Raw genomic sequence first — 23228 nt, 5'->3', positions numbered from 1 at the left:
AGGAACGGGGCTGGATATCATGGGCAGAAGCAATTCGGCGGCGTTGAGCGGTCGCCCCGACCGCTTATCGCTATCGAGTGTGGTTTGGCGTCAGGTCAAGGGCCTGACAGGCTTCGCAATGCTGTTCCTGCTGGCGCTCGCCGTCGCGGCGCTGGCGACCTGGAACGTCATGGACCCCAGCTATTCCTACGCAACCGCCAATGCGCCGACCAATCTGCTCGGGTTCCCCGGCGCTGCCTTTGCCGACATCGTGATGCAGTCGCTCGGCCTTGCCTCGGTGCTGGCGATGCTGCCGGTTGCCGCCTGGGCGCTGGCGTTGATTACAAACCGCAAGCTTCATCGCGTGCCGTCTCGCCTTGGCGCCTGGATCGGCGGTTGTATCGTCGCAGCCGGTTCGATCGCCTGCTTTCCGGCACCGCCCACCTGGCCGATCCCGAATGGCATCGGGGGTGTCGTCGGCGACCTTCTCCTGCGCCTTCCGGCTCTGTTCATCGGCACCTATCCGAGCGGCGCCGTCGCCACGGTCATCGGTTCGGTTCTTGCCGTTCCGGCCATCTGGCTCATGCTTTTCGCCTCCGGCATCATCGGCGAAAACCTCGTGGAAGACGAAGACGAGGATGAGAGCGACTACGAAGAGACCCGCAGCCGCGCGCGACGCGTGGGCGATGAGGACGAGGATGACGACCGCGGCGGTTTCCTCGTCAATTTTATGGCCTTCGGTGCCGTCATGCACGCCTGGTACAATGCCCAGGCCCGCCTTCGCCGCTTGTTCGGCATGGGGCCGCGCAAGCGCCGCGACCACGCCTTCGATGCGCCCTACGATTTCAACGATGACGAATTCGGTACGCTGAACGAGCCTGTGCGCGCCAAGACGCCGGTTGCGCGCGGAGATCGTCTCGAGCCGTCGATGGACGGCCCCGCTGCCCGCCGTGTCGTTTCCGCCCCCTCGATCAGTCTCGGCGACGACGAGGATGAGGACGAGGATTCGGTCTACGATCGCGATCCGCCACGTCCGGCCGGCATCCTGCCTGACGACGAGGACGAAGATTGGCCGTTGACGCCATCCGCGTCGAAGGGAGCGGCTGCCGGCCATCGCGTCACTCCGGCCGCGCCGCGCCCGAAGCCGGGCGCGCGGGCCGAGCGCGAGGCGCAGACCTCCTTCATCCGTCCCTACGGTTTCCAGCTCCCGGCCGTCCACCTGCTCGCCGAGCCGAAGGCCGTTGCCCGCGATGCCACGCTTTCGGCCGACGCGCTGGAGCAGAATGCCCGCATGCTCGAAGGCGTGCTCGAGGATTTCGGCGTCAAGGGCGAGATCATCCATGTCCGCCCCGGCCCGGTCGTCACGCTTTACGAACTGGAGCCGGCGCCCGGTATCAAGTCTTCCCGTGTCATCGGCCTTGCCGACGATATCGCCCGTTCCATGAGCGCGATCGCCGCGCGTGTCGCCGTCGTTCCCGGCCGCAATGCCATCGGCATCGAACTGCCGAACTCCACGCGCGAGACGGTCTTCCTGCGCGAACTCGTCGCCAGCCGTGACTTCGAGACCTCGAAGGCGAAGCTCGCCATGGCGCTCGGCAAGACCATCGGCGGCGAGCCCGTCATTGCCGATCTCGCCAAGATGCCGCATCTGCTCGTCGCCGGCACGACCGGCTCGGGCAAGTCCGTCGCCATCAACACGATGATCCTCTCGCTGCTCTATCGCATGACGCCGGAACAGTGCCGTCTGATCATGATCGACCCGAAGATGCTGGAACTGTCGGTCTATGACGGCATTCCGCATCTGCTGTCGCCCGTCGTCACCGATCCGAAGAAGGCCGTCGTCGCGCTCAAATGGACCGTCCGCGAGATGGAAGAGCGCTACAAGAAGATGTCCAAGATCGGCGTGCGCAACATCGATGGCTTCAACAGCCGCGTCGAGCAGGCCGTCGCCAAGGGCGAGGCAATCAGCCGTACCGTGCAGACCGGCTTCGACCGCCAGACCGGCGAGGCGATCTACGAGACGGAAGAGTTCGACCTGAAGCCGATGCCCTATATCGTCGTCATCATCGACGAAATGGCCGACCTGATGATGGTCGCCGGCAAGGATATCGAAGGCGCGGTGCAGCGCCTGGCGCAGATGGCGCGTGCAGCCGGTATCCATGTCATCATGGCGACGCAGCGCCCGTCGGTCGACGTCATTACCGGCACGATCAAGGCGAACTTCCCGACGCGCATCTCCTTCCAGGTGACGTCGAAGATCGACAGCCGCACCATTCTCGGCGAGCAGGGCGCCGAACAGCTGCTCGGCATGGGCGACATGCTCTATATGGCCGGCGGCGGGCGCATCCAGCGCGTCCACGGCCCGTTCGTCGCCGACGGCGAGGTGGAGGATATCGTCGCCTATCTGAAGACGCAGGGCTCGCCGCAATATCTCGACGCGATCACCGCCGATGACGACGAGGATGACGACGACGGCCATGGTCCGGCGGGCACCTCCAATCTTTCCGATTCGGAAGACCCCTACGACCAGGCGGTTGCGATCGTTCTGCGCGACGGCAAGGCCTCGACCTCCTACATCCAGCGTCGTCTAGGCATCGGCTACAACCGCGCCGCGTCGCTGATCGAGCGCATGGAGCAGGAAGGCGTCATCGGCCCGGCCAACCATGCCGGCAAGCGTGAAATTCTCGTTCCCACCGAGGCGGACATTCTGGATCGCTGAGGCCAGCGGTCTTTCCGTGGCGTATATCCAGCCTATGTTCAGCGAAATTTGATCGCCGCCCACAACCGGCCACGGGCCGTTGCGCCATGAAGACGCCGACTTTGCGCGCGATGGACAAAGCATGAAGGAGAATTCGATGACCAAGTTTGATGCGCAGCCGTCCAGCCGATTGTCCCTGACCCGCCGGCATTTCCTCGGCGCCGTGGTCGCGGCCGGTGCGGCAGGCGCTCTGCCGGTTTCGGCCTTTGCGCAGGCGCAGGCAGCTGCCCTCAATCCCAACATCGCCCAGGCGATTGCCGACCATTTCTCGTCCATCAAGACGATGAAGGGCGGCTTCCTGCAGATCGGGCCGCGCGGCGATCAGATGAGCGGCGCTTTCTTCATTCAGCGGCCGGGCAAGATGCGCTTCAACTACGATCCGCCGTCGCGCATGCGCGTGATCTGCGACGGCAACAACGTGCAGGTCATCAACGACCAGACGCAGACGAGAAACATGTATCAGCTGTCGAAGACGCCGCTGAGCCTGCTGCTTGCCAACAAGATCGACCTCTCCGCCGACATGGTCCGCAATGTCGATTCGCAGCCGGATCTCACCAAGATCACGCTCGGCAACCGTACCGTCTTCGGCGATTCCACCATCACGATGATCTTCGATTCGAAGACCTACGATCTGCGCCAATGGACCGTCATCGACCCCCAGGGCAAGACGACGGATGTCATCATCAACAATGTGAAGACCAATGTCGCCTTCGACGACAGTGTTTTCCGCATCGACTATACCCGCTGATCGCCGCCGGTACTTTGGCCTTGGGCAAGCGCCGAATGGCGCTTTTCTTTCCGTCTCAGCCGGTCTAAAGCCTTGAGTATGACCGGAGTGGTGCAGCGTTTCGCGAGAATCGCTCAACCGCTCCGGCTGTCTGTTTTGACGCAATTCCGGATGGGAAACCGCTGCGCACTTTTCCTGGAATTGCTCTGAGGGAAAGGCTTGAGCATGGGATTTTCGATTGCGACCTGGAACATCAACTCGGTGCGGCTGCGCATGCCCATCGTCGAGCAGTTCGTCATGCAGGCCCGGCCGGATATCCTCTGCCTGCAGGAAACCAAGGTTCCGAACGAGCTGTTCCCCTATGCGCCACTCCGGGCGCTCGGCTACGAGCACATCATCATTCACGGCCAGAAGGGCTATCATGGCGTGGCCATCGCCTCGCGCATTCCGCTGACCGAGGATCACCGGCAGGATTATTGCAATGTCGGCGACAGCAGGCATATCTCGGCCATCTTCGAGCGTGGCGGCCGGCGTGTCCGCCTGCATAATTTCTATGTTCCGGCCGGCGGCGACGAGCCGGATCGCGCCATCAATCCGAAGTTCGGCCACAAGCTCGATTTCATTGAGGAGATGAAGCATCTGCACGCGAATGCCGAGCAGAACACCTCGGCGATCCTCGTCGGCGATCTCAACATCGCCCCGCTGGAGCATGACGTCTGGTCGCACAAGCAGCTGCTGAAGATCGTCAGCCATACGCCTGTCGAGACCGACGGGTTGCTCGAGGTCATGAAGCGCGGCGCCTGGCTCGACCTGATGCGCCAGCAGGTGCCGGCAAACGAGAAGCTCTATACATGGTGGAGCTATCGCGCCAAGGATTGGGAAGCCGCCGACCGAGGCCGCCGCCTCGATCATATCTGGTCGTCCTCCGACCTCGGCCCGCTCCTGCAGCGGATCGAGATTCTGAAGGCGGCGCGCGGCTGGGATCGCCCGTCCGACCATGTGCCGGTCGTGGCGCATTTCAATCTCTAAGAGGGAATGGCGGCCTGGAGCAATTCCGGGAAAAGTCCGCCGCGGTTTTCTGTCCGGAATAGAATCAAAACAAAGAGATGGAGTGGTTCCGCGATTTCACGAAACGCGGAACCGCTCTAGGAAAAGCGGCCGAGCAATGCGGCTGCCTGCCTCGCAAGGGTGGCAAAGTTTTCTCGGATGCGGTTCTGGATCAGCAGGCCGGCATCGGGATATTCCTCGATCAGCCGGTGAAACAGGGCGCGCGTGATACGGATCACGTCGGACTCTTCGACTGCCACGGCCGTATATTTCCGCTCCACCAGCGTCACCATCGCCAGTTCCGAGAGCATCGTGCCGGCTTGCACGACCGCTTCCAGCTGTTTTTGCCCGGCGGCATCGATCGTGCTGAGTTCGAAACTGCCGCGCGTGACGACATAGGCGCATTCGGCGGGCGATTTCTCCCTGAAAAGCGTCTGGCCCTCGTTCACATGGCGGCGGTCGGCGCCGAAGGCGATCAGCCGCAACGGCTCATCGCCCATGCCGTGAAACAGCGGCAATTGCGACAGCAGTCGGATATCGTCGTTCAGCGCCATCTATTGCCTACGGAATGATCTTGTAGCCGCCGTTTTCCGTCACCAGAATCTCGGCGTTGGAGGGATCGCGCTCGATCTTCTGGCGGAGGCGGTAGACGTGGGTTTCGAGCGTGTGGGTGGTCACGCCGGAATTGTAGCCCCAGACCTCTTCCAGAAGGATATCGCGGGTTACGACCTTCTGGTCGGCGCGATAGAGATAGCGGATGATGGCGGCTTCCTTTTCCGTAAGACGGATCTTCTGGCCGTCGTCGGTGGTCAGCAGCTTCTGGCTCGGCTTGAACAGATAGCGTCCCACAGTGAAGGTCGCATCCTCGCTCTGCTCGTGCTGGCGCAACTGGGCGCGGATACGGGCGAGCAACACGGCGAAGCGGAAGGGCTTCGTCACATAATCGTTCGCCCCGGCTTCGAGACCGAGAATGGTATCGGAATCCGTGTCATGGCCCGTCAGCATGATGATCGGCGCCTTGAAACCGTTCTTGCGCAGCAGCTTCACGGCTTCGCGGCCGTCCATGTCAGGCAGTCCGACATCCATGATGAGGAGATCGACAGGCACGGTGCGCGCGGTCTGCACGCCCTTTCCGGCAGTCGCCTCCTGCAGGACATTGAATTCCTCGTAAAGCGACAATTGCTCGACCAACATCTCGCGCAGGTCGTTGTCATCGTCCACCAGGAGAATGGTGCGTGCAGTCATGCCCTTCGGATCCTCGTTCTAATCCTTCCTAAGTCCTACGCCAAATTGCATTTTTAGCAAGTCGCGACGCGGCCCAGGCTTGGTCGTTTGGTTGAAACTGCTATGATTTCAAATGAAATCACGCGCAAAGCAAAAACATGTGAGGAAAATGGAAAAGACAAGGGCGGGGCCGGGTGCGATCAACTTTCGCGATATGCCGGGCCTGCTTCCATTCCCGGGCAAGGGAACGGCCGTTCAGCTGGTCTGAACCGATCCTACGGGGTTAAAATCGCAGCATTCTCCACTATATAGGTTTTCGACCGGCGCGCCCGCGCGGGCCAGTCCGGGACCTATTCCTTCCAGATTTGAATCACGCCTTCACTCCCTCCACATCTCATCCCTTGGAGACTTATCGTGACCACGCAACCGACAATCACCTTCAATGACGGCAATTCCATTCCGCAGGTCGGCCTGGGCGTCTGGCAGACGCCGGAAAACGTCGCGCCTTTGGCGGTCAGCACGGCCTTGAAGGCCGGCTACCGCCATGTCGATACCGCAGCCATTTATGCCAATGAAGACGGCGTCGGCGAAGGCATGCGCCAGTCCGGCGTCGCCCGCAAGGATATCTTCCTGACCACCAAGCTCTGGAACGAAGACCAGGGCTTCGATTCCACGCTGAAGGCTTTCGACGAAAGCCTGAAGCGCCTCGGCACGGATTACATCGATCTCTATCTCATCCACTGGCCGTCGCCGCATCGCAACTGCTATCTCGATACGTGGAAGGCTTTCGTGCGTCTGAAGGAAGAAGGCCGCGCCCGCTCGATCGGCGTTTCCAACTTCGCCAAGGAGCATCTGGACCGCATCATCGGCGAAACCGGCGTGACGCCGGTTCTGAACCAGATCGAGCTGCATCCGACTTTCCAGCAGAAGGCGCTGCGCGAGGTGCACGACAAGCTCGGCATCAAGACCGAATCCTGGAGCCCGCTCGGTCAGGGCAAGCTGCTGGACAATGCCGTCATCGGCAAGGTTGCCGCCAAGCATGGCCGCACGCCGGCGCAGGTCATCATCCGCTGGCACATCGACAACGGCCTGATCGTCATCCCGAAGTCGATCACGCCGAGCCGCATCGAAGACAACTTCAAGGTTTTCGATTTCAAGCTCGACGGCGACGACCTGGCCGAGATCGGCAAGCTCGATTCGGCCAGCGGCCGCATCGGCCCGGATCCGGTGACGGCAAGCTTCTGATTTTGGAAATTGAGTTTTGGAAAGGCCGGAAGCATCTGCTTCCGGCCTTTACGCTGGAGCGGATCAGAGCGATCCTTTTGAAAGAGACGCTCGCTTCGCGCCCGCAAAACCGGCGAGTGCTATCGCCAATGTCACGGCAATCAGCAGGGCGCCGACCGTGAAGGCGATCTGCATGCCAGTCGCAATCGCTTCCGGTCGTGCCGTTGTGATATCCGTCGTTCCCGACCCCAGCGTGAAGACGGCGCCCATGACGGATGCGCCCGTTATCAGCCCGAGATTCCGGGACAGGCTCAGCATGCCGGAAATGACGCCGCGCCGCTCAGGCGTGACGTTGGACATGATCGTGGTGTTGTTGGCCGCCTGAAACGTCGCGTAGCTGGCGGTGACGATGACCAGCGGGCCGATATAGCCGGCGGCGGCGAAGCTGCCTTGCAGCGCCGCCATCAGCAGCAGGCCTGCAATCATGCCGATAAGACCTGTCGCGGCCATACGATGAGCGCCGAAGCGGTCGACGATGCGGCCGGCCGGCACGCCTGTCAGCGCCGACACCAAGGGGCCGGCCGACATGATGGCGCCGACATGGGCCGCATCGAAGCCGAGGGCGCGGGAGAGATAAAAGGGGCCGACCACGAGCGTCGCCATGATGACGGTGGAAACGAGCGTGCTCATGGCAAGGCTCGCGCTTAGCGAGGGATCGCGGAACATGGAGAGGCGCAGCAGCGGCGATTTCACTTTCGTCTCGGCGACCGCAAAAAGGGCGGCGCCGAAGGCCGCGGCCAGAAGCAGGCCAATATTTACCGCGCCGAAGCTGCCATGCCCTGTCGTCATGGCCAGCGCATAGGTGGCCAGCGTCATTGCCAGCAGCAAGGTGCCGATCGCATCCGGGCGTCCCTGCGCGACTTTCCTGTCGGCTCGATCCGCCGGCAGGAAGCGGGCGGCCAGCAGGAAATTGACGATCCCCAGCGGCACATTGACCAGGAAGATGGTTTCCCAGCCGTACCAAGCAATCAGGATGCCGCCGAGGGACGGGCCGAGCGTGGTTCCGATGGCGGACATGGTGCCGAGCAGGCCCATTGCGCTGCCCGTCCGCTCCTTCGGCACGGTTTCGCCGACCATCGCCACGGTCAGCGCCATCATCATGGCGGCACCGAGACCTTGCAGGGCTCTCGCTGCGAGCAGAAGCCAGAGCGTCGGCGCGACGCCGCAAAAGAGGGAGGCGAGGGTGAAGAGGGCTATTCCGATCAACAGCAGACGCCGCCGCCCGAAAATGTCGCCCAGCCGCCCGACGCTGACGATCAGGGCGGTAATGGCCAGCAGATAGGCAAGCACGACCCATTGCATCTGCTGGAAGGAGGCGCCGAATGCCTGGGCGAGCGTTGGCAGGCCGACATTGGCGATGCTGGTATCGAGCGAAGGCATGAGCATGGAGAGCGAGAGGCTGGCGAGCGCCCAATGGACCGAGGGTGCGGCTTTGATGCGTCCGGACCCGCTCTTGTCCGGCTTTTCGATGACTGGCTTCAACATGAACTCCATTTCTGGCGACGTCTGATAGGTCCCGGCGGAAAGGTAGCTTCTCGGCTGGAATGGCGGAACGCGCAGCATTTGCACTTCATTCGTGCGTTTGACGCTATGTATTGGGAAAACCGTGCTATGATCGCGCCATGTCCACGCCCGATCTCAACTTGCTCGTCACCCTGAATGCTCTGCTTGCGGAAGGCAGTGTTGCGCGGGCGGCCCGGCGATTGCGGCTGAGCCCATCGGCCATGAGCCGGGCACTTGCGCGCCTGCGCGAGACGACCGGCGATCCGCTGCTGGTCAGGGCCGGGCGCGGGCTCGTGCCGACGCCGCGGGCCTTGGAATTGCGGGCGCGTGTCGGTCAGCTCGTTCAGGACGCGGAAGCGGCCCTGCGGCCCGCCGCGACATTGGATCTGACGCAGCTCATCCGGACCTTCACACTACGCACCCGCGAGGGCTTCGTGGAGAATTTCGGGCCTGGGCTGATCGCTCGCATCGCGGAGCAAGCGCCCGGGGTGCGGCTTTACTTCACGCAAAAGCTGGACAAGGACAGTGCGCCGCTACGCGACGGTACGATCGATATGGAGACCGGCGTCGTTAGCGACGACACCAGCCCGGAGCTGCGAACGCAGGCCTTGTTCCGGGATCGTTTCATCGGCGTGGTACGCAGCGGCCACCCGCTGAGCGAGGGGCCGATGACGCCGGAGCGCTATGCCGCCGGCCAGCACATTCTCGTTTCGCGGCGTGGCTTGCGGAAAGGACAGATCGACGAGACTCTGGAAAGGCTGGGGCGCGAGCGGCGGATCGTAACCATCGTCGGCAGTTTTTCGGCGGCGCTGGCCCTGGCGCGCGCCTCCGACCTGATCGTCAGCGTACCCGAGCGCTATACCGGCAACCTGCGGGCCGGGATGCATAGTTTCGCCCTGCCGGTGCCGACGTCGGACGTGACGATCTCGTTGCTCTGGCATCCCCGGCTGGACGCCGATCCGGCGCATCGCTGGCTGCGCGGCTGCATCCGCGATGTCTGCGCCGAGCGGCGTTCCGACCTGTCAGCGAGATTCGAAGCTGGCTAAATAGTTGCGGAGCAGGCTGTCCAACGCCGTTCGCTCATCTTCCGAAAGAGTTGAAACCAGCCGGGCCTGCGTTTCGACATGCGCCGTGACCGCCGCGTCGATGAGCTCGAAGCCTTTCGACGTCAGCGATATCAGAAAGCTGCGGCCGTCATTCGGATTCTGGCTGCGGGCGACGAGGCCTGCCTTCTCCAGCTGGTCGATGCGGTTGGTCATCGTGCCCGACGACACCATCATCGTATCCATCAGGTCGCCGGGCGAGAGGGCATAGGGCTCGCCCGAGCGGCGCAGGGTTGCCAGCATGTCGAAGTTCGCCGCGTTCAGGCCGAAGCGGGCGAAGGTCTTCTCCATCTCGCGGGAGAGATGGAGCGTGAGATTGCGCATGCGCCCGAAGAGGCCCATGGCCACAGGGTCGAGATCCGGCCGTTCGCGGCGCCATTGCTCAAGAATTTTGTCGATGCGATCCATGCCGGGACCTCGCCACGAATTTATCTTGACGTCAAGAGATTTCAGTTTATCTTGAGGTCAAGATAAATTCGAGGCTTGGGCCATGAACCGCAATGTCGATCTGCTGCTGACGGCCATCGCGCCGGCGATCTGGGGCAGCACCTATCTTGTGACGACGCAACTGCTGCCGGCCGGCTATCCCCTCACGGTCGCGATGCTGCGCGCCCTGCCAGCCGGGCTGCTGCTGCTCGTCATCGTGCGGCGGCTGCCACGCGGGATCTGGTGGCTGAAGTCGCTTGTTCTCGGCGCGCTGAATTTCTCGGTCTTCTGGTGGCTGCTGTTCATTTCGGCCTACCGGCTGCCCGGCGGCGTGGCAGCGACCGTCGGCGCGGTCCAGCCGCTGATCGTCCTCGTGCTGGCGCGGCTGCTGCTGGGATCGCCGATCCGCAGCCTTTCGATTATCGCCGCCGTTGCCGGTATCGGCGGCGTCGCGCTGCTGATCCTCACGCCGAAGGCGACGCTCGATCCGATCGGCATCACCGCCGGCATTGCCGGCGCCTTTTCGATGGCGGCCGGCACCGTGCTCAGCCGGCGCTGGCGGCCTGATGTCTCGCCGCTGACGTTTACGGCATGGCAGCTCACCGCGGGCGGCGTGCTGCTGCTGCCCGCCGCGCTGCTGCTCGAACCGCCGCTGCCGCACCTGACCGGCGCCAACATTCTCGGCTTCACCTATCTCGGACTGATCGGCGCAGCGCTCACCTATATTCTCTGGTTCAGAGGCCTGTCGCGGCTCGAGCCCTCGGTGGTCTCGCCGCTCGGCTTTCTCAGCCCGACGATGGCCGTCATCCTGGGCTGGGCGGTGCTTGGCCAGCAGCTGAGCCCGATGCAGATCTTCGGCATCGTCGTCGTGCTCGGCAGCGTCTGGCTCAGCCAGAGGGCGCAGCAAGGCCCGGCTGGGCAGACTCCTTCTCCCCTTGGGGAGAAGGTGGTCCGAAGGATCGGATGAGGGGGTAGTCGCCTTAAGTTCCTGAGCTTTCGCATGAATGGCATCCCCCTCATCTACCTGTCGGCTCCTTCTCCCCGAGGGGAGAAGGGGTGCGGGGCATCGACCTCATTTGATATGCGATTATCCTATCCACAAACAAAAAGGGCGGCCTTGAGGCCGCCCTTTGTCATTCATGCTTCCGAGTGGATCAGTTCCACTCGCGGATGTCGACGAAGTGGCCGGCGATCGCGGCTGCAGCTGCCATGGCCGGCGAGACCAGGTGCGTGCGGCCCTTGAAGCCCTGACGGCCTTCGAAGTTGCGGTTCGAGGTCGAAGCGCAACGTTCGCCGGGCTTCAGGCGGTCGTCGTTCATGGCGAGGCACATGGAACAGCCGGGCTCGCGCCAGTCGAAGCCGGCAGCCTTGAAGATCTTGTCGAGGCCTTCGGCTTCCGCCTGCTCCTTCACGAGGCCGGAACCCGGAACGATCATGGCATCGACCGTGGAGGCAACGGTCTTGCCTTCGACGACCTTGGCGACGGCGCGCAGGTCTTCGATGCGGCCGTTGGTGCACGAGCCGATGAAGACGCGATCGATGTTGATCTCGGTCATCGGGGTGCCCGGCTTCAGGCCCATATAGTCGAGGGCACGCCACTTGGACGTACGCTTGGTCTCGTCGTGGATGTCGTCCGGGTTCGGAACGATGCCCTGGATGGAGACGACGTCTTCCGGCGAGGAGCCCCAGGAGACGATCGGCGGCAGGTTGGCGGCATCGAGCGTGACGATGCGGTCATAGTGGGCGCCTTCGTCAGACGTCAGCGTCTTCCAGTAGGCGATCGCCTGTTCGAGCGCTTCGCCCTTCGGCGCACGCGGCTTGCCCTTGATGTATTCGAAGGTGATCTCGTCCGGGGCGATCAGGCCGGCGCGGGCGCCGCCCTCGATCGACATGTTGCAGATGGTCATGCGGCCTTCCATCGACAGCGAGCGAATGGCTTCGCCGGCATATTCGATGACGTAGCCGGTGCCGCCTGCGGTGCCGATTTCGCCGATGATGGCGAGGATGATGTCCTTGGCGGTGACGCCCGGCGGCAACTGGCCGTCGACCTGCACCAGCATGTTCTTCGCCTTCTTCTGGATCAGGGTCTGCGTGGCGAGCACATGCTCGACCTCGGAGGTGCCGATACCATGCGCCAGCGAGCCGAAGGCGCCGTGCGTGGAGGTGTGGCTGTCGCCGCAGACGATGGTCATGCCGGGCAGGGTGAAGCCCTGCTCGGGGCCGATGATGTGGACGATGCCCTGGCGCTTGTCGCTTTCGGAGTAGTATTCCACGCCGAATTCGGCGGCGTTCTTGGCAAGCTGCTCGACCTGGATGCGGCTTTCCTCGTTCTTGATGCCGAGGTGGCGGTCGGCCGAGGTCGGAACGTTGTGATCGACCACAGCCAGCGTCTTCTGCGGGGCGTGGACCTTGCGGCCGGACATGCGCAGGCCTTCGAATGCCTGCGGCGACGTCACCTCATGAACGAGGTGGCGGTCGATATAGAGAAGACAGGTGCCGTCGTCCTGGGCATCGACCAGGTGGTCGTCCCAGATTTTATCGTACAGTGTGCGTGGAGCGCTCATGGCTACTTATCCATATTGGCGGTGTCGAAAGGGGGGGAGACGGATAAGGACCGTCGGCCTCGGGTGTGATCAGCGAAGTCGGCTGTTGAGCGCGCCCGAAATCATCGCAAAGAAGCGTGCCGGCAGGCGCTTGTGGTCCTGCAGCACGAAAGCCGTGACGTAACGCCCGTCTTTGCTCATGATCCTAGTCATGGCCATGCTCATATCAATTTTCAAAACCTTCGGCAATGGCGACGATGGGGTGTCTCGGTACGGTCGGCATTTGGCCGCACCAATCACATTTGCGCGTCCGGCGGCTGGCCTGACGCCATGCGGCGGAAGGCGGAGCGATCGCTGCCCGAACGCCGGCGCATCCAGGATTCCAGCTGCCGCAGCAGCAGCGACAGGCCGACCGTCAGCAGCAGATAGATGAAGGCGAGGATCGACAGCGTTTCGAAGTAGCGGAAATTGGCCGAATAATAGAGCTTTGCGAGCTGGCTGATATCGGCGACCCCGAGCACGGACACCAGCGAGCTATCCTTCACCATGGCGATGAAATCGTTCGACAGCGGCGGCAGGATGACGCGGATCGCCTGCGGAAAGACGACGAGCCGGAAGCGCTGGAAGCGGGTGAGGCCCAGCGCCTTGGCCGCTTCGATCTGGCCCTGGTCGACCGCCTGGATGCCGGCGCGGAAGATTTCGGCGATGAAGGACGAATAGCCGATAGTTAAGGCGATGATGGTGCGCCAGACGAAGGGCACGTCGCGGGTGACAAGCGGGCTTGTCCAGCCGGCGGAGACCAGCGGCGAGGTGATGACGTTATAGACGGCGACGAAGGCCGGCGTTCCGACGAAGGCGACATAGGAGAGCAGCACGAGCATCGGAATGCCGCGCACGATCTCGATATAAAAGCGCGCGACCTGCCGCAGCACGAGGAAATCCGACAGGCCAAGCAGCGCAAGCCCAAGGCCGAGCAGCATGGCAAGCGTAAAGGCCACCAGCGTCACGAAGATCGTGACGCCGATACCATTCAACAGAAGAGAGAAAATCTGGGCGTAGAGGCCGTTTGCCGCGATTGCGATGGACGCGACGACGCCGAGTATGGCAAGGGCGACCAACCACCAGGGAAAGTCTTCCTTGCCGCGGTGCCCGCCCGGGCCTGCAAATGGTGCCATCAGAGCGGGCTTCCAGTATGTCGATCTGCGGGGCTCATTGGCCCATCTTGTAGTCGAGGAACCACTTCTTGTTCAGAGCTTCGAGCGTGCCGTCGGCCTTGAGGCTGGCGATCGCGGCGTTGACCGGGGCGACGAGATCGGAGCCCTTCTGGAAGATGAAGCCGAAATCCTCGGAGCCGAGCGGGCCGCCGATCAGCTTCAGGCCGCCGTTGGAGGCATCGACATAGCCCTTGCCGGCCGTGCCGTCGGTCAGCACCAGATCGACGTCGCCGGTCTTCAGCGCCTGCACGGTCGCGCCGAAGGTTTCGAAGGTCTTGATGCGCGGGTTCTGCTCGTTGCCGTCGAGGACTTCGTAGACGGCGGTGTAGAAGGGGGTGGTGCCCGGCTGCGCGCCGATCAGGCCGTCCTTGAAGGCGGCGAAGCTCTTGGCGTCGGTGAAGCGCTTCTCGTCGCCGCGCACGAGCATGAACTGCTCGGAACGCATGTAGGGATCGGAGAAGTCGACCTTCTGCTTGCGGTCTTCCTTGATGGTGATGCCGGTCATGCCGATGTTGTACTGGCCTTCGGAAACGGCCTGGATCATCGCATCCCAGCTGGTGTTCTGGTACTCGACCTTGAAGTTCAGGCGCTTGGCGATCTCGTTCATCGCGTCATATTCCCAGCCGATCGCCTTGTTCGTCTTTGCGTCGATGAACTGCAGCGGCGGATAGGCATTCTCGGTGACGACGACGATGGTCTTGCCTTTGAGATCAGGCAGGTCGGCTGCGAAGGTGGCGAAAGGTGCAAGCACGAGGGCGCTGAGGCCCAGTAGGAACGAACGACGGAATGCCATGGAAATCTCCCCGATTAGAGCATGATGCCGAAAAGCGTGAGCGGTTTTCGGACGACGTCATGCTCCCCCTGTTTGATGCCGGCGCGGATTGAGATTTCAGGTCGATGCGACCTGAAATCATCCGACGCCAGCGTGGCGGAAAACTGTCATATTTGGAAAGCTCATGGCAAGGGCATTGCCACGGCGACGATCATAAAAATGGGAATGCAACTCTAAAACATGCGGCTCAAGGAGAAATATTCTTTTCGCCGGAACGTGTATGACGGCCATCAAAAAAGGCGACCCGAAGGCCGCCTTCCATTGTCGCGATCCGAGTGGATCGAAACTTATTCTGCTGCCGGCTCGGCTGCAGCGGCTGCTGCAGCTTCGGCGGCTGCCTTTGCTTCTGCGGCTTCCGCTGCTGCCTTTTCGGCTGCGAGCGCCTGAGCAGCTGCAACCTTCTCGGCTTCGATGCGTGCCTTTTCATCGGCAAAAGCCTGACGCTCGGCGTCGTTCAGCTTGCGGGCGCGGGTGCCGGTGTTCTCGACGATACGGGCAGCCTTGCCGCGCAGGTCGCGCAGGTAGTAGAGCTTGGCGCGACGGACCTTACCGCGGCGAACGACTTCGACGCTTTCGATCATCGGGGAGTAGACCGGGAATACGCGCTCGACGCCTTCGCCGTAGGAGATCTTGCGAACGGTGAAGTTTTCCTGCAGGCCGCCGCCGGAGCGGGCGATGCAAACGCCTTCATAGGCCTGAACGCGGGTGCGGTTGCCTTCCGTGACCTTCACGTTGACGCGAACGGTGTCGCCGGCGGAAAATTCGGGAAGAGTGCGCTTGGCTTCGATCTTGGCAGCCTGTTCGGCTTCCAACTGCTGAATGATGTTCATAGTATCAACCTCGTTGTTGCTTCAACAGCCAGAGCGCCCGAACGATCTATCCTTGGTCGGACCCGAAGGTCTCGCCGCGCGATATATGCCTGTTACGGCAGGGGCGGATACGTCTGCTTTTCTTTGGTGGTTGATGGGAAATTTCCCATGCCGGGCGCGCACATACCCTATTGCCGCGCATTTGTCACCCCTTGCGGCCGAATTATGTGGCGTTTGTTGCGGTATAGGCGTGTTGCAGGGGTGATTCCGCGGTTCGCCGCCTCCTGTCGCGCGAGGGTCAGGATTTCCTGGGCTTTTTCCTTGCCGTTGCATTGAGAGCCGCTGCAGCGCGAACAAGTGCCTTCAACGCCTCACCATCGATCTCTTCGTTTTCACTGATATCGATTGCTCGTCTCGTATTGCCTTCGAGACTGGAGTTGAACAGACGGGAAGGGTCTTCCAGCGAAGCGCCTTTCGCGAAGGTCAGCTTCACGATGCTTTTATAGGTTTCGCCGGTGCAGATAATGCCGTCAAGCGACCACACCGGAACACCGCGCCACTTCCATTCCTCAACGACCTCGGGTTCGGCCTGTTTGATGAGTGCGCGGACATGTGCAAGCGTCTTGCCGCGCCAATCGGTCAGTTCCTGAATTCTCTCGTCGATCAGCCGGGACGCGGATGCCGGCTGTTCAGCGCCCGCCGTATTGTCTCTCACCATGTTCCTCGCCCTCCTCAAGGTCGCAATCTCACATCCTATAGCGCTATTGAACGGCTATTCAAAACCGCGATGATCGCGAATCTTGAGCGCCAGAGCCTGCAGCTCCCGAACTTGTTCATCCGTCAGAATGCGCTTGGGGATGATTCTGTAGAGGCGCTGGGACTCGTAGAACATGATGCAATGCCCATCCTGCCGTGCTTTGACGAAATCGGTCCAATGCATGCGTGCTTCGCCAAAATCGCTCCAGAGATGCACTCCATCCTCATTCCACGAAAGATGAATGGGCTTCTGCAGCGTGCGCTGTTCGTTAAAGGTCTTCCGCGCCGTTCTTCCGCCCAGCGTATAGACGAGCAGGAACGGAATGCCGACGATCGCCAAGGGCGCGATGACAGCAAACGACAAAATGGAGATAAGTGCATCGTTTGTATCGATAATGCTTGCGGTAATAAGCCCATAGGCCACTATCGCCAGAATCCAGAGCACGGCAAAGCGAACGATCCCCGGTCTGCTCCTCAGATGCTGGCGAAAATGCAGACGAAGAGCGTAGGTCAGATCCTGCGGGGTCAGCTGAAAAAGAATGTCTGTCCGCTGCTCGTCCTGCTTGAGTTCTGACATAGGCTTCTTGGCTCCCGCGTCATCGATCCATCAGTTGAACTGCACGAATAGAGGCGCTGCTATCCCCGAAAGCTGAGGACTCGTGCTCAAAGCGTGGTGAGATAGTGTGGCCGCTTCAAAAGCACATAGGTAATGAATAGATCCGGGCAGACAAATAGTCAGCCGGCCTCTATGCCTTTGGCATTTTGTCCAAAAGATCCGGCCTGCGTTCCCTTGTCAGCTGTTCGGCCTGTTCCCGTTGCCATTTGGCGATGGCCGCATGGTTGCCCGACGTGAGCACGGCGGGGATCTCGCGATCCTCCCAAAGCTGCGGGCGAGTGTAGTGCGGATGCTCCAGCAGACCGCCTTCGAAGCTCTCGTGCAGACCGGAAAGATCGTTGCCCATGACGCCGGGCAGGATGCGGACGATGGCATCGAGCAGGATCAGCGCGGCCGGCTCGCCGCCGGAGAGAATATAGTCGCCGATCGAGACTTCCTCGAGGTCACGGCCGTCGATGACGCGCTGGTCGACGCCTTCGAAGCGGCCGCAGACGATGATGACGCCATCGCCGTTCGCAAGTTCGCGCACGCGCTTCTGCGTCAGCGGCTTGCCGCGCGGGCTCATCAGCAGGCGCGGACGATTGTCGTTTTCGCTGGCATGATCGATGGCGCGGGCAAGGACATCCGGCTTCAGCACCATGCCGGCGCCGCCGCCAGCGGGCGTGTCGTCGACGGTGCGGTGCCGGTCGGTGGCGAAATCGCGGATCTGCACGGTGTCGAGCGACCATTGCCCGCGTTCCATCGCCTTGCCGGCGAGCGACGTTCCGAGATGGCCGGGAAACATCTCGGGGTAGAGGGTCAGGATGGTGGCCCGGAAGCTCATGGCGCGGTCACTTCCCAATAAGGATCACTTCTTCGTCTTGCCCTGCGGCTTTTCCGGCTTCGGCGGCTTGCCGATGAGGTCGTCGGGGTCGTCGATCAGGCCGGCGGCCAGCGGATCGATCAGGACCTTGCCGCCCTCGAGGTCGATTTCAAGCACGGCGGCTTCCGAAAAGGGAATCAGCACAGGCCGCTTGCCCGGCCCCTTAAGCTCCAGGAGGTCGCCGGCGCCGAAATCATAAATGCCGCTGATCGTGCCGTAGCTGGTGCCCTTGTCGTCGACCGCTTCCAGCCCTTCGAGATCGGTGTAGTAGAACTCGTCTTCGTCGAGCTCCTCGTCCGGCAGGTTGTCGCGCTCGATGTAGAGCTCCAGCCCGTTCAGCGCCTCGGCGGCATTGCGGTCGTTGACGCCGCGGAAGCGCACCACCACGATGTTCTTGGCTTCGCGAATTTCCAGCACTTCGAAGCTGCGGCCATCCATGCTGTGCAGGTGGCCGTAGTCGCCAAGCGCCGTGGGGTCCGAGGTATAGGCGCGGGCCCGCACTTCGCCTCTGAGGCCCTGTGCCGCGCCGATGGTGGCCATCAATACCGGGTTTTGCAGTTTCGTCATGCTCTCTTCGCCGATTGCCGGGATCGCTGCATAATTCCTCAAATCGGATTCGATTTAAGGAATTATGCAGCGGATATAAAGTGCTGCAGCGGCCTTTGCGCGTCATATGTGACGCGCGGGCTGCCGTTGCGTTCTCTCATAGGATGAAGACCCGCGGATGGGAAATAAAAAACGGGCGCCATGTCGCCATGCCGCCCGTTTTTCAATGATTGCGGAGCCGATTACTCGGAAGCAGCAGCTGCGTCAGCGGCCTTCTGTGCCTTTTCAGCAGCGCGTTCCTGAGCGCGCTTGCCCGGCTTTGCTTTTTCCGGGTTGTTCTTGGCGTCGCGCTGGGCAATGCCGGCTTCGGCCAGGAAGCGCAGAACGCGGTCGGTCGGCTGTGCGCCGTGGTCGAGCCAATGCTTGATGCGCTCGGCCTTGAGTTCAACGCGCTTGGCGTCGTCCTTGGCGAGCATCGGGTTCCAGGAGCCGAGGGTCTCCAGGAAGCGGCCGTCGCGCGGCGAGCGAGCGTCGGCAACAACAACGTGATAGTACGGGCGCTTCTTGGAACCACCGCGGGCGAGACGAATTTTCAGTGCCATAATTTCTACTCCTTAGGCTTTTCTTGACCGCTTCGTTTAGCGGTATTGGTTACGTCGCGCTGCCTTTCCCGTGCCGCACGATCCCTGTCGAAAACGTCCTGCGTCTTTCGGGATCATGCTGCCGGGAATTATCCTTTGAGATCGGCAGCGATCTGTTCATGATGCCGGATGACTTCCTTGATGACGAAGTTCAGGAACTTCTCGGCGAAATCCGGGTCCAGATTTGCGTCCTTTGCCAGACGGCGCAGGCGTTCGATCTGGTATTCTTCGCGCGCCGGATCGGCCGGCGGCAGGTCGTACTTGGCCTTCAGCACGCCCACTTCCTTCGTGCAGCGGAAGCGTTCGGCCAGCATGTGCACCAGTGCGGCATCGATATTGTCGATCGACTGGCGGTAGTTGCCCAGTTGGGCTTTGACGTCTGGATCAATCATGGGGTTCAGCGATCCTTCTCACTTCTTCTTCGGCAAACCGGGCAGGCCTGGGAAACCACCGCCGAGACCCGGCAGCTTGGCGCCGCCGAGACCGGGCAATCCGCCACCGCCGCCGAGGCCCGGCATGCCGCCGGGACGGCCGAGGCCCGCGGCTTCGGCCTGCTTCTGCAGGGCTTCGAGCTGCTTGGGATCCATGTTCGACAGGTCGGGCATTCCACCCATGCCGCCGCCGAGGCCCATCTTGCCGGCGAGGCCGCCCATCAGCTGCTTCATCATGCCGCCTTTGCCCTTGCCGCCCATCATCTTCATCATGTCCGCCATCTGGCGGTGCATCTTTAGAAGCTTGTTGATGTCGGAGGCGTCGGTGCCGGAGCCGGCGGCGATGCGCTTCTTGCGGGAATGTTTCAGCAGGTCCGGATTGGCGCGCTCTGCCTTGGTCATCGAGGAGATGATGGCGAGCTGGCGGCCGAAAAGCTTGTCGTTGAGGCCGGCGGCGGCCATCTTGTCCTTCATGCCGGCCATGCCGGGCATCATCCCCATGATGCCGCCCATGCCGCCCATCTTCTGCATCTGGCCGAGCTGATCGGCGAGATCGTTCAGGTCGAACTTGCCCTTGGCCATCTTGGCGGCCATGGCGGCAGCCTTCTCGGCGTCGATATTCTCAGCGGCCTTCTCGACCAGCGAGACGATGTCGCCCATGCCGAGGATGCGGTCGGCGATACGGCGGGGATGGAATTCCTCCAGCTCGCCCATCTTTTCGCCGACACCGATCAGCTTGATCGGCTTACCGGTGACGGCGCGCATCGAAAGGGCCGCACCGCCGCGGCCATCGCCGTCCATGCGGGTCAGCACGAGGCCGGTGATCCCGACGCGCTCGTCGAAATTGCGGGCGAGGTTGACGGCGTCCTGACCGGTCAAGCTGTCGGCGACCAGCAGGATTTCGTGCGGATTGGACCGCTTCTTGATGTCAGCCATCTCGACCATGAGCGGCTCGTCGATATGGGTGCGGCCGGCGGTGTCGAGGATGACGATGTCGTGGCCGCCGAGCTTGGCGGCCTGCACGGCGCGGGCGGCAATATCGGTCGGCGACTGGCCGGCGATGACGGGCAGCGTATCGACGCCCGTCTGCACGCCGAGCTGGCGCAACTGCTCCTGCGCTGCCGGACGGCGCGTGTCGAGCGACGCCATCAGGACCTTCTTGCGGTCGCGGCTCGTCAGGCGATTGGCGATCTTGGCCGTCGTGGTGGTCTTGCCGGAGCCCTGCAGGCCGACCATCATGACGACGACCGGGGCCGGCGCGTTGAGGTCGATGCCGACGCCTTCGCCGCCGAGCATTTCGATCAGCTCGTCATGCACGATCTTGACGACCATCTGGCCGGGCTTGATCGACTTCAGGATTTCGGCGCCGACGGCCTTTTCACGGACGCGATCGGTAAAGGAGCGAACGACATCAAGCGCCACGTCGGCTTCGAGCAGCGCGCGGCGAACCTCGCGCAGCGCTGCGGAAACATCGGCTTCCGAAAGCGCGCCGCGGCCTGTCAGTCCATTCAGAATGGAACCAAGACGGTCCTGGAGGTTTTCAAACATCAATTCTTCCTTATCGATCGCCTGGAGCTTTGGATTTGCGCATAAGTGCGGATCCTCGCCCGAAAACGTCGTGCTTTTCCATGACGAAAACAAGACGCAAAGCCAAAAAGCACCCGAGGGCGCGTCGCGCTGTCGGGTGTTGACCTCCGGGATCTCTTTATACCTTTATGGGTCCCGGTCGGTGGCTCGGAGGCTTGTGCTCGTCGCAGATTGCGGGCGATAAACAGGAAAAGGCCGGCAAAGTCAACCCAAGGCGGCGGAAATGCCTGAAACGCCCGGCCGATATCGCTATATGAATGTCGTTTTACCGGCAGCGCCTTTTCCTAATTGTTGTATCGATCCCCGCCAAGACATGATTCTCCGAGACAGACCCGAATGAATGATGCAGCCCTGACCAACCTTCTTGCCGCCTGCCGCGCCTATGCCGGCGGCCGCGTCGACGCGCAATTCAATGCGGCGGCGCAAGCCTTCTACGCGGGCGCCAAGGCTCAGCCCAAGATCGTGGCGCGGGCGGCGCGCGAGCTTGGCCACCTGCCGCCGCCGGGCGCCGCGATCCTTGCCAACATGCTCGGCACCATCGTCGAGAAGGGCGGTGCGGTGGAGCGCAGCGGCGCGGCCGTGTGGGAGCTCTATATGGCCTGGCTGCCGCAGGTCCATCGCGGCTTTGCAGGCCACAAGGAGCTGAGCCCGCGGCAAAGACAGCTGCTCGATGCCTTCCAGCTGCTGAGCCAGTCGGCGGTTTCGCATCTCTCCGCCATGCCGCAGGAACGCAAGCTCGCGGCCGGCAACAAGGCGCTGATGGCGCAGCTTGCCGAGCTGCAGGATTATACGCCGGGCGCAGCCTGGGTCCGCCAGGTGCTCCTGAGCCGAAGCGACGCCTTGCTCGTGCTGCATCTGCCCAGCCGTCAGGGCTTTCGCCTGCGCTACGACAATATCGTCAACTGCTTTCATCTGTTCACGCTCATCCAGGCGGCATTCGGCGAAACGTTGCCCGGCGGCCGCGCGCCCAACAGGTTCATCACCGACATGGCGCGGTGCGTGACGGTGGCCGAAGACGGCAACGACGAGCCCTGGTGGCGCTATGAGACGGTGCAGCCGGACCAATCCGGTCTCATCGAGATTTCCGGCGAGGCGCCTGTCGAGACGATAGCCCGCATCGATGACCGGCAAGTCATTCTGCTTTCACCTCCGATCGAAGGAGCAGCCCTCTGGGATACGAGCTTCTTTACGCCGCAGCTCTTCGCCATGCCGGCGAATGTCGTGATCGAGGGAACGCTGACGGCGGGCGAGGCCGAGGAGTGGCTTGCCAGGATCGGCCGGCCGCAAGGACAGGCAGCGGACCATCAAGGCGCGGACAAGTCATGACGAGCTCATCCGGTCCATCCAGGAAAAATCCCTATTATCAGGGTCCGGTCTCGGACCACTTCGATGGTCAGCGCTTCTTCAATCCCGGCGGCGTCGCGCCGGGCGGTCCGTTCGATCTGCTGAAATGGCAGTTTGGCGGCGGCCGGGTGCGCTGGCCCAATCCCGTCATCAGCGCCTTCCCTCCGGCCAGGCCCGACCGGCACGTTTTCGGCAGCCAGTTGCGTGTGACCATGGTCGGGCATGCATCGATGCTGGTGCAGATCGCCGGTCTGAACATCCTGACCGATCCGGTCTGGTCGGATCGGGTCAGCCCCTTCCGTTCCGTCGGGCCGAAGCGCGTGGTGCCGCCCGGCATCCGCTTCGAGGACCTGCCGAATATCGACCTCGTCCTGGTGACGCACAATCACTATGACCATCTCGATCTCGCCACGCTCGCGCGCCTGCAGGCGGCGCATCGGCCGCAGATGGTGACACCGCTCGGCAACGATACGATCATTCGCCGTGCCGTTCCCGATGCCAATATCACCGTGGTCGATTGGGGCGACCGCATTGCCGTCAATGACGGGGTGACCATCGATGTCGAACCTTGTCATCACTGGTCGGCGCGGGGCATGGGCGACCGGCGCATGGCTCTCTGGGCGGCATTCGTGCTGACCACGCCATCGGGCAAGATCTATCATATCGGCGATACCGGGTTTCACGACGGCATCAATTATCAAGCCGTCCGGGAAAAGCATGGTGGCTTTCGCCTCGCGATCCTGCCGTTCGGCGCCTATGAGCCGCGCTGGTTCATGAAGGGCCAGCACCAGAATCCGGAAGAGGCGGTGAAGGGCATGAAGCTCTGCAATGCCGCCTATGTCGCCGGCCATCATTTCGCGACCTTCCAGCTGACGGACGAGGGGATCGATGCGCCCGTTCAGGCGCTGGATGTCGCCTTGAAGGCCGAGGGCGTCGAGCCGGATCGCTTTCGCCCGCTCAGGGCAGGGGAAGTCTTCGACGTGCCTGTTGCGTGAG

24 protein-coding genes are annotated in these 23228 nt (G+C 62.3%); 8 read left to right on the top strand and 16 right to left on the bottom strand.

Going from position 1 to position 23228, the window contains the following annotated elements:
• Positions 1 to 19 precede the first annotated feature (19 nt).
• From GR212_RS13720 to GR212_RS13710, 3 genes are all read left to right on the top strand, one after another.
• Entirely contained in the window at positions 20 to 2698 is a 2679-nt protein-coding gene (locus GR212_RS13720; RefSeq protein ID WP_163987124.1) for an FtsK/SpoIIIE family DNA translocase, read from the top strand.
• A gap of 136 nt (positions 2699 to 2834) precedes the next feature.
• Positions 2835 to 3485, top strand: coding sequence for an outer-membrane lipoprotein carrier protein LolA (locus tag GR212_RS13715; protein ID WP_163987123.1), 651 nt, complete (start codon positions 2835 to 2837; stop codon positions 3483 to 3485).
• A 204-nt stretch (positions 3486 to 3689) separates the two neighbouring features.
• Positions 3690 to 4493: an exodeoxyribonuclease III gene (locus GR212_RS13710; protein ID WP_163987122.1), complete on the top strand. Its 804-nt coding sequence runs from the start codon at positions 3690 to 3692 to the stop codon at positions 4491 to 4493.
• Between the two features lie 116 nt (positions 4494 to 4609).
• Here GR212_RS13710 and GR212_RS13705 read toward each other — a convergent pair whose 3' ends face one another.
• Together GR212_RS13705 and GR212_RS13700 are read right to left on the bottom strand one after the other, a co-directional pair.
• A complete protein-coding gene (locus GR212_RS13705; RefSeq protein ID WP_163987121.1) occupies positions 4610 to 5065 on the bottom strand; it encodes a cyclic nucleotide-binding domain-containing protein in 456 nt (151 codons plus the stop codon).
• A 7-nt stretch (positions 5066 to 5072) separates the two neighbouring features.
• Positions 5073 to 5756, bottom strand: a complete 684-nt coding sequence (locus GR212_RS13700; protein ID WP_163987120.1) for a response regulator transcription factor — start codon at positions 5754 to 5756, stop codon at positions 5073 to 5075.
• Positions 5757 to 6149: 393 nt separating this feature from the next.
• On the opposite strand from GR212_RS13700, the gene GR212_RS13695 reads away from it, so the two are divergent.
• A complete protein-coding gene (locus GR212_RS13695; protein WP_163987119.1) occupies positions 6150 to 6980 on the top strand; it encodes an aldo/keto reductase in 831 nt (276 codons plus the stop codon).
• 63 nt (positions 6981 to 7043) lie between these two features.
• On the opposite strand, the gene GR212_RS13690 is transcribed toward GR212_RS13695, so the two are convergent.
• Positions 7044 to 8504 (bottom strand): MFS transporter, encoded by a 1461-nt coding sequence (locus GR212_RS13690; protein ID WP_204326569.1) that lies wholly within the window; start codon positions 8502 to 8504, stop codon positions 7044 to 7046.
• Between the two features lie 137 nt (positions 8505 to 8641).
• Here GR212_RS13690 and GR212_RS13685 point away from each other — a divergent pair, with 137 nt between their 5' ends.
• Complete coding sequence (locus tag GR212_RS13685; protein WP_163987117.1) at positions 8642 to 9568, top strand: LysR family transcriptional regulator; 927 nt, start codon at positions 8642 to 8644, stop codon at positions 9566 to 9568.
• Here GR212_RS13685 and GR212_RS13680 read toward each other — a convergent pair.
• Entirely contained in the window at positions 9545 to 10033 is a 489-nt protein-coding gene (locus GR212_RS13680) for a MarR family winged helix-turn-helix transcriptional regulator (RefSeq protein ID WP_163987116.1), read from the bottom strand. The two genes, GR212_RS13685 and GR212_RS13680, sit on opposite strands and share 24 nt — an antisense overlap.
• Positions 10034 to 10115: 82 nt before the next feature.
• Here GR212_RS13680 and GR212_RS13675 point away from each other — a divergent pair, with 82 nt between their 5' ends.
• Positions 10116 to 11018, top strand: a complete 903-nt coding sequence (locus tag GR212_RS13675; protein ID WP_163987115.1) for an EamA family transporter — start codon at positions 10116 to 10118, stop codon at positions 11016 to 11018.
• Positions 11019 to 11205: 187 nt separating this feature from the next.
• On the opposite strand, the gene leuC is transcribed toward GR212_RS13675, so the two are convergent.
• The 12 genes from leuC to ffh form a co-directional block, all read right to left on the bottom strand.
• Complete coding sequence (gene leuC / locus GR212_RS13670; RefSeq protein ID WP_163987114.1) at positions 11206 to 12615, bottom strand: 3-isopropylmalate dehydratase large subunit; 1410 nt, start codon at positions 12613 to 12615, stop codon at positions 11206 to 11208.
• Positions 12616 to 12684: 69 nt separating this feature from the next.
• Positions 12685 to 12813 carry a hypothetical protein gene (locus GR212_RS37525; protein WP_281411050.1) on the bottom strand — a complete coding sequence of 43 codons (129 nt, stop codon included), beginning with the start codon at positions 12811 to 12813 and terminating at the stop codon, positions 12685 to 12687.
• 77 nt (positions 12814 to 12890) lie between these two features.
• Positions 12891 to 13769, bottom strand: coding sequence for an amino acid ABC transporter permease (locus GR212_RS13665; RefSeq protein WP_163987113.1), 879 nt, complete (start codon positions 13767 to 13769; stop codon positions 12891 to 12893).
• A gap of 34 nt (positions 13770 to 13803) precedes the next feature.
• Positions 13804 to 14601: a basic amino acid ABC transporter substrate-binding protein gene (locus GR212_RS13660; RefSeq protein WP_163987112.1), complete on the bottom strand. Its 798-nt coding sequence runs from the start codon at positions 14599 to 14601 to the stop codon at positions 13804 to 13806.
• Between the two features lie 326 nt (positions 14602 to 14927).
• Positions 14928 to 15470, bottom strand: coding sequence for a 50S ribosomal protein L19 (gene rplS, locus GR212_RS13655; protein ID WP_163987111.1), 543 nt, complete (start codon positions 15468 to 15470; stop codon positions 14928 to 14930).
• Between the two features lie 277 nt (positions 15471 to 15747).
• A complete protein-coding gene (locus GR212_RS13650; RefSeq protein ID WP_163987110.1) occupies positions 15748 to 16167 on the bottom strand; it encodes a DUF1801 domain-containing protein in 420 nt (139 codons plus the stop codon).
• A gap of 54 nt (positions 16168 to 16221) precedes the next feature.
• A complete protein-coding gene (locus GR212_RS13645) occupies positions 16222 to 16782 on the bottom strand; it encodes a YcxB family protein (RefSeq protein WP_163987109.1) in 561 nt (186 codons plus the stop codon).
• A gap of 169 nt (positions 16783 to 16951) precedes the next feature.
• Positions 16952 to 17644, bottom strand: a complete 693-nt coding sequence (gene trmD / locus GR212_RS13640) for a tRNA (guanosine(37)-N1)-methyltransferase TrmD (protein ID WP_163987108.1) — start codon at positions 17642 to 17644, stop codon at positions 16952 to 16954.
• Positions 17645 to 17668: 24 nt separating this feature from the next.
• A complete protein-coding gene (gene rimM, locus GR212_RS13635) occupies positions 17669 to 18250 on the bottom strand; it encodes a ribosome maturation factor RimM (protein ID WP_163987107.1) in 582 nt (193 codons plus the stop codon).
• Positions 18251 to 18471: 221 nt separating this feature from the next.
• Complete coding sequence (gene rpsP / locus GR212_RS13630) at positions 18472 to 18831, bottom strand: 30S ribosomal protein S16 (protein WP_163987106.1); 360 nt, start codon at positions 18829 to 18831, stop codon at positions 18472 to 18474.
• 128 nt (positions 18832 to 18959) lie between these two features.
• Positions 18960 to 19262 (bottom strand): chorismate mutase, encoded by a 303-nt coding sequence (locus GR212_RS13625; protein ID WP_163987105.1) that lies wholly within the window; start codon positions 19260 to 19262, stop codon positions 18960 to 18962.
• Between the two features lie 18 nt (positions 19263 to 19280).
• Positions 19281 to 20849, bottom strand: coding sequence for a signal recognition particle protein (gene ffh, locus GR212_RS13620; RefSeq protein ID WP_163987104.1), 1569 nt, complete (start codon positions 20847 to 20849; stop codon positions 19281 to 19283).
• A 375-nt stretch (positions 20850 to 21224) separates the two neighbouring features.
• Here ffh and GR212_RS13615 point away from each other — a divergent pair, with 375 nt between their 5' ends.
• Both GR212_RS13615 and GR212_RS13610 read left to right on the top strand, forming a co-directional pair.
• Positions 21225 to 22214 carry a hypothetical protein gene (locus GR212_RS13615; RefSeq protein ID WP_163987103.1) on the top strand — a complete coding sequence of 330 codons (990 nt, stop codon included), beginning with the start codon at positions 21225 to 21227 and terminating at the stop codon, positions 22212 to 22214.
• Positions 22211 to 23227 (top strand): MBL fold metallo-hydrolase, encoded by a 1017-nt coding sequence (locus GR212_RS13610; RefSeq protein WP_163987102.1) that lies wholly within the window; start codon positions 22211 to 22213, stop codon positions 23225 to 23227. Before GR212_RS13615 ends, GR212_RS13610 begins: the two co-directional genes overlap by 4 nt.
• The last annotated feature ends 1 nt before the right edge of the window (position 23228 follow it).

It is taken from the genome of Martinezella lusitana (assembly GCF_010668395.1).
Taxonomy (GTDB): Bacteria; Pseudomonadota; Alphaproteobacteria; order Rhizobiales; family Rhizobiaceae; genus Rhizobium; species Rhizobium lusitanum_A.
This window is presented reverse-complemented; position numbering and strand designations above follow the sequence as displayed.

Excerpts from the sequence above, each read along its gene's own strand:
- GR212_RS13720 (WP_163987124.1), top strand. The coding sequence starts at position 20 with ATGGGCAGAAGCAATTCGGCGGCGTTGAGCGGTCGCCCCGACCGCTTA.
- GR212_RS13715 (WP_163987123.1), top strand. The coding sequence starts at position 2,835 with ATGACCAAGTTTGATGCGCAGCCGTCCAGCCGATTGTCCCTGACCCGC.
- GR212_RS13710 (WP_163987122.1), top strand. The coding sequence starts at position 3,690 with ATGGGATTTTCGATTGCGACCTGGAACATCAACTCGGTGCGGCTGCGC.
- GR212_RS13705 (WP_163987121.1), bottom strand. The coding sequence starts at position 5,065 with ATGGCGCTGAACGACGATATCCGACTGCTGTCGCAATTGCCGCTGTTT.
- GR212_RS13700 (WP_163987120.1), bottom strand. The coding sequence starts at position 5,756 with ATGACTGCACGCACCATTCTCCTGGTGGACGATGACAACGACCTGCGC.
- GR212_RS13690 (WP_204326569.1), bottom strand. The coding sequence starts at position 8,504 with ATGTTGAAGCCAGTCATCGAAAAGCCGGACAAGAGCGGGTCCGGACGC.
- GR212_RS13685 (WP_163987117.1), top strand. The coding sequence starts at position 8,642 with ATGTCCACGCCCGATCTCAACTTGCTCGTCACCCTGAATGCTCTGCTT.
- GR212_RS13680 (WP_163987116.1), bottom strand. The coding sequence starts at position 10,033 with ATGGATCGCATCGACAAAATTCTTGAGCAATGGCGCCGCGAACGGCCG.
- GR212_RS13675 (WP_163987115.1), top strand. The coding sequence starts at position 10,116 with ATGAACCGCAATGTCGATCTGCTGCTGACGGCCATCGCGCCGGCGATC.
- leuC (WP_163987114.1), bottom strand. The coding sequence starts at position 12,615 with ATGAGCGCTCCACGCACACTGTACGATAAAATCTGGGACGACCACCTG.
- GR212_RS37525 (WP_281411050.1), bottom strand. The coding sequence starts at position 12,813 with ATGGCCATGACTAGGATCATGAGCAAAGACGGGCGTTACGTCACGGCT.
- GR212_RS13665 (WP_163987113.1), bottom strand. The coding sequence starts at position 13,769 with ATGGCACCATTTGCAGGCCCGGGCGGGCACCGCGGCAAGGAAGACTTT.
- GR212_RS13660 (WP_163987112.1), bottom strand. The coding sequence starts at position 14,601 with ATGGCATTCCGTCGTTCGTTCCTACTGGGCCTCAGCGCCCTCGTGCTT.
- rplS (WP_163987111.1), bottom strand. The coding sequence starts at position 15,470 with ATGAACATCATTCAGCAGTTGGAAGCCGAACAGGCTGCCAAGATCGAA.
- GR212_RS13650 (WP_163987110.1), bottom strand. The coding sequence starts at position 16,167 with ATGGTGAGAGACAATACGGCGGGCGCTGAACAGCCGGCATCCGCGTCC.
- GR212_RS13645 (WP_163987109.1), bottom strand. The coding sequence starts at position 16,782 with ATGTCAGAACTCAAGCAGGACGAGCAGCGGACAGACATTCTTTTTCAG.
- trmD (WP_163987108.1), bottom strand. The coding sequence starts at position 17,644 with ATGAGCTTCCGGGCCACCATCCTGACCCTCTACCCCGAGATGTTTCCC.
- rimM (WP_163987107.1), bottom strand. The coding sequence starts at position 18,250 with ATGACGAAACTGCAAAACCCGGTATTGATGGCCACCATCGGCGCGGCA.
- rpsP (WP_163987106.1), bottom strand. The coding sequence starts at position 18,831 with ATGGCACTGAAAATTCGTCTCGCCCGCGGTGGTTCCAAGAAGCGCCCG.
- GR212_RS13625 (WP_163987105.1), bottom strand. The coding sequence starts at position 19,262 with ATGATTGATCCAGACGTCAAAGCCCAACTGGGCAACTACCGCCAGTCG.
- ffh (WP_163987104.1), bottom strand. The coding sequence starts at position 20,849 with ATGTTTGAAAACCTCCAGGACCGTCTTGGTTCCATTCTGAATGGACTG.
- GR212_RS13615 (WP_163987103.1), top strand. The coding sequence starts at position 21,225 with ATGAATGATGCAGCCCTGACCAACCTTCTTGCCGCCTGCCGCGCCTAT.
- GR212_RS13610 (WP_163987102.1), top strand. The coding sequence starts at position 22,211 with ATGACGAGCTCATCCGGTCCATCCAGGAAAAATCCCTATTATCAGGGT.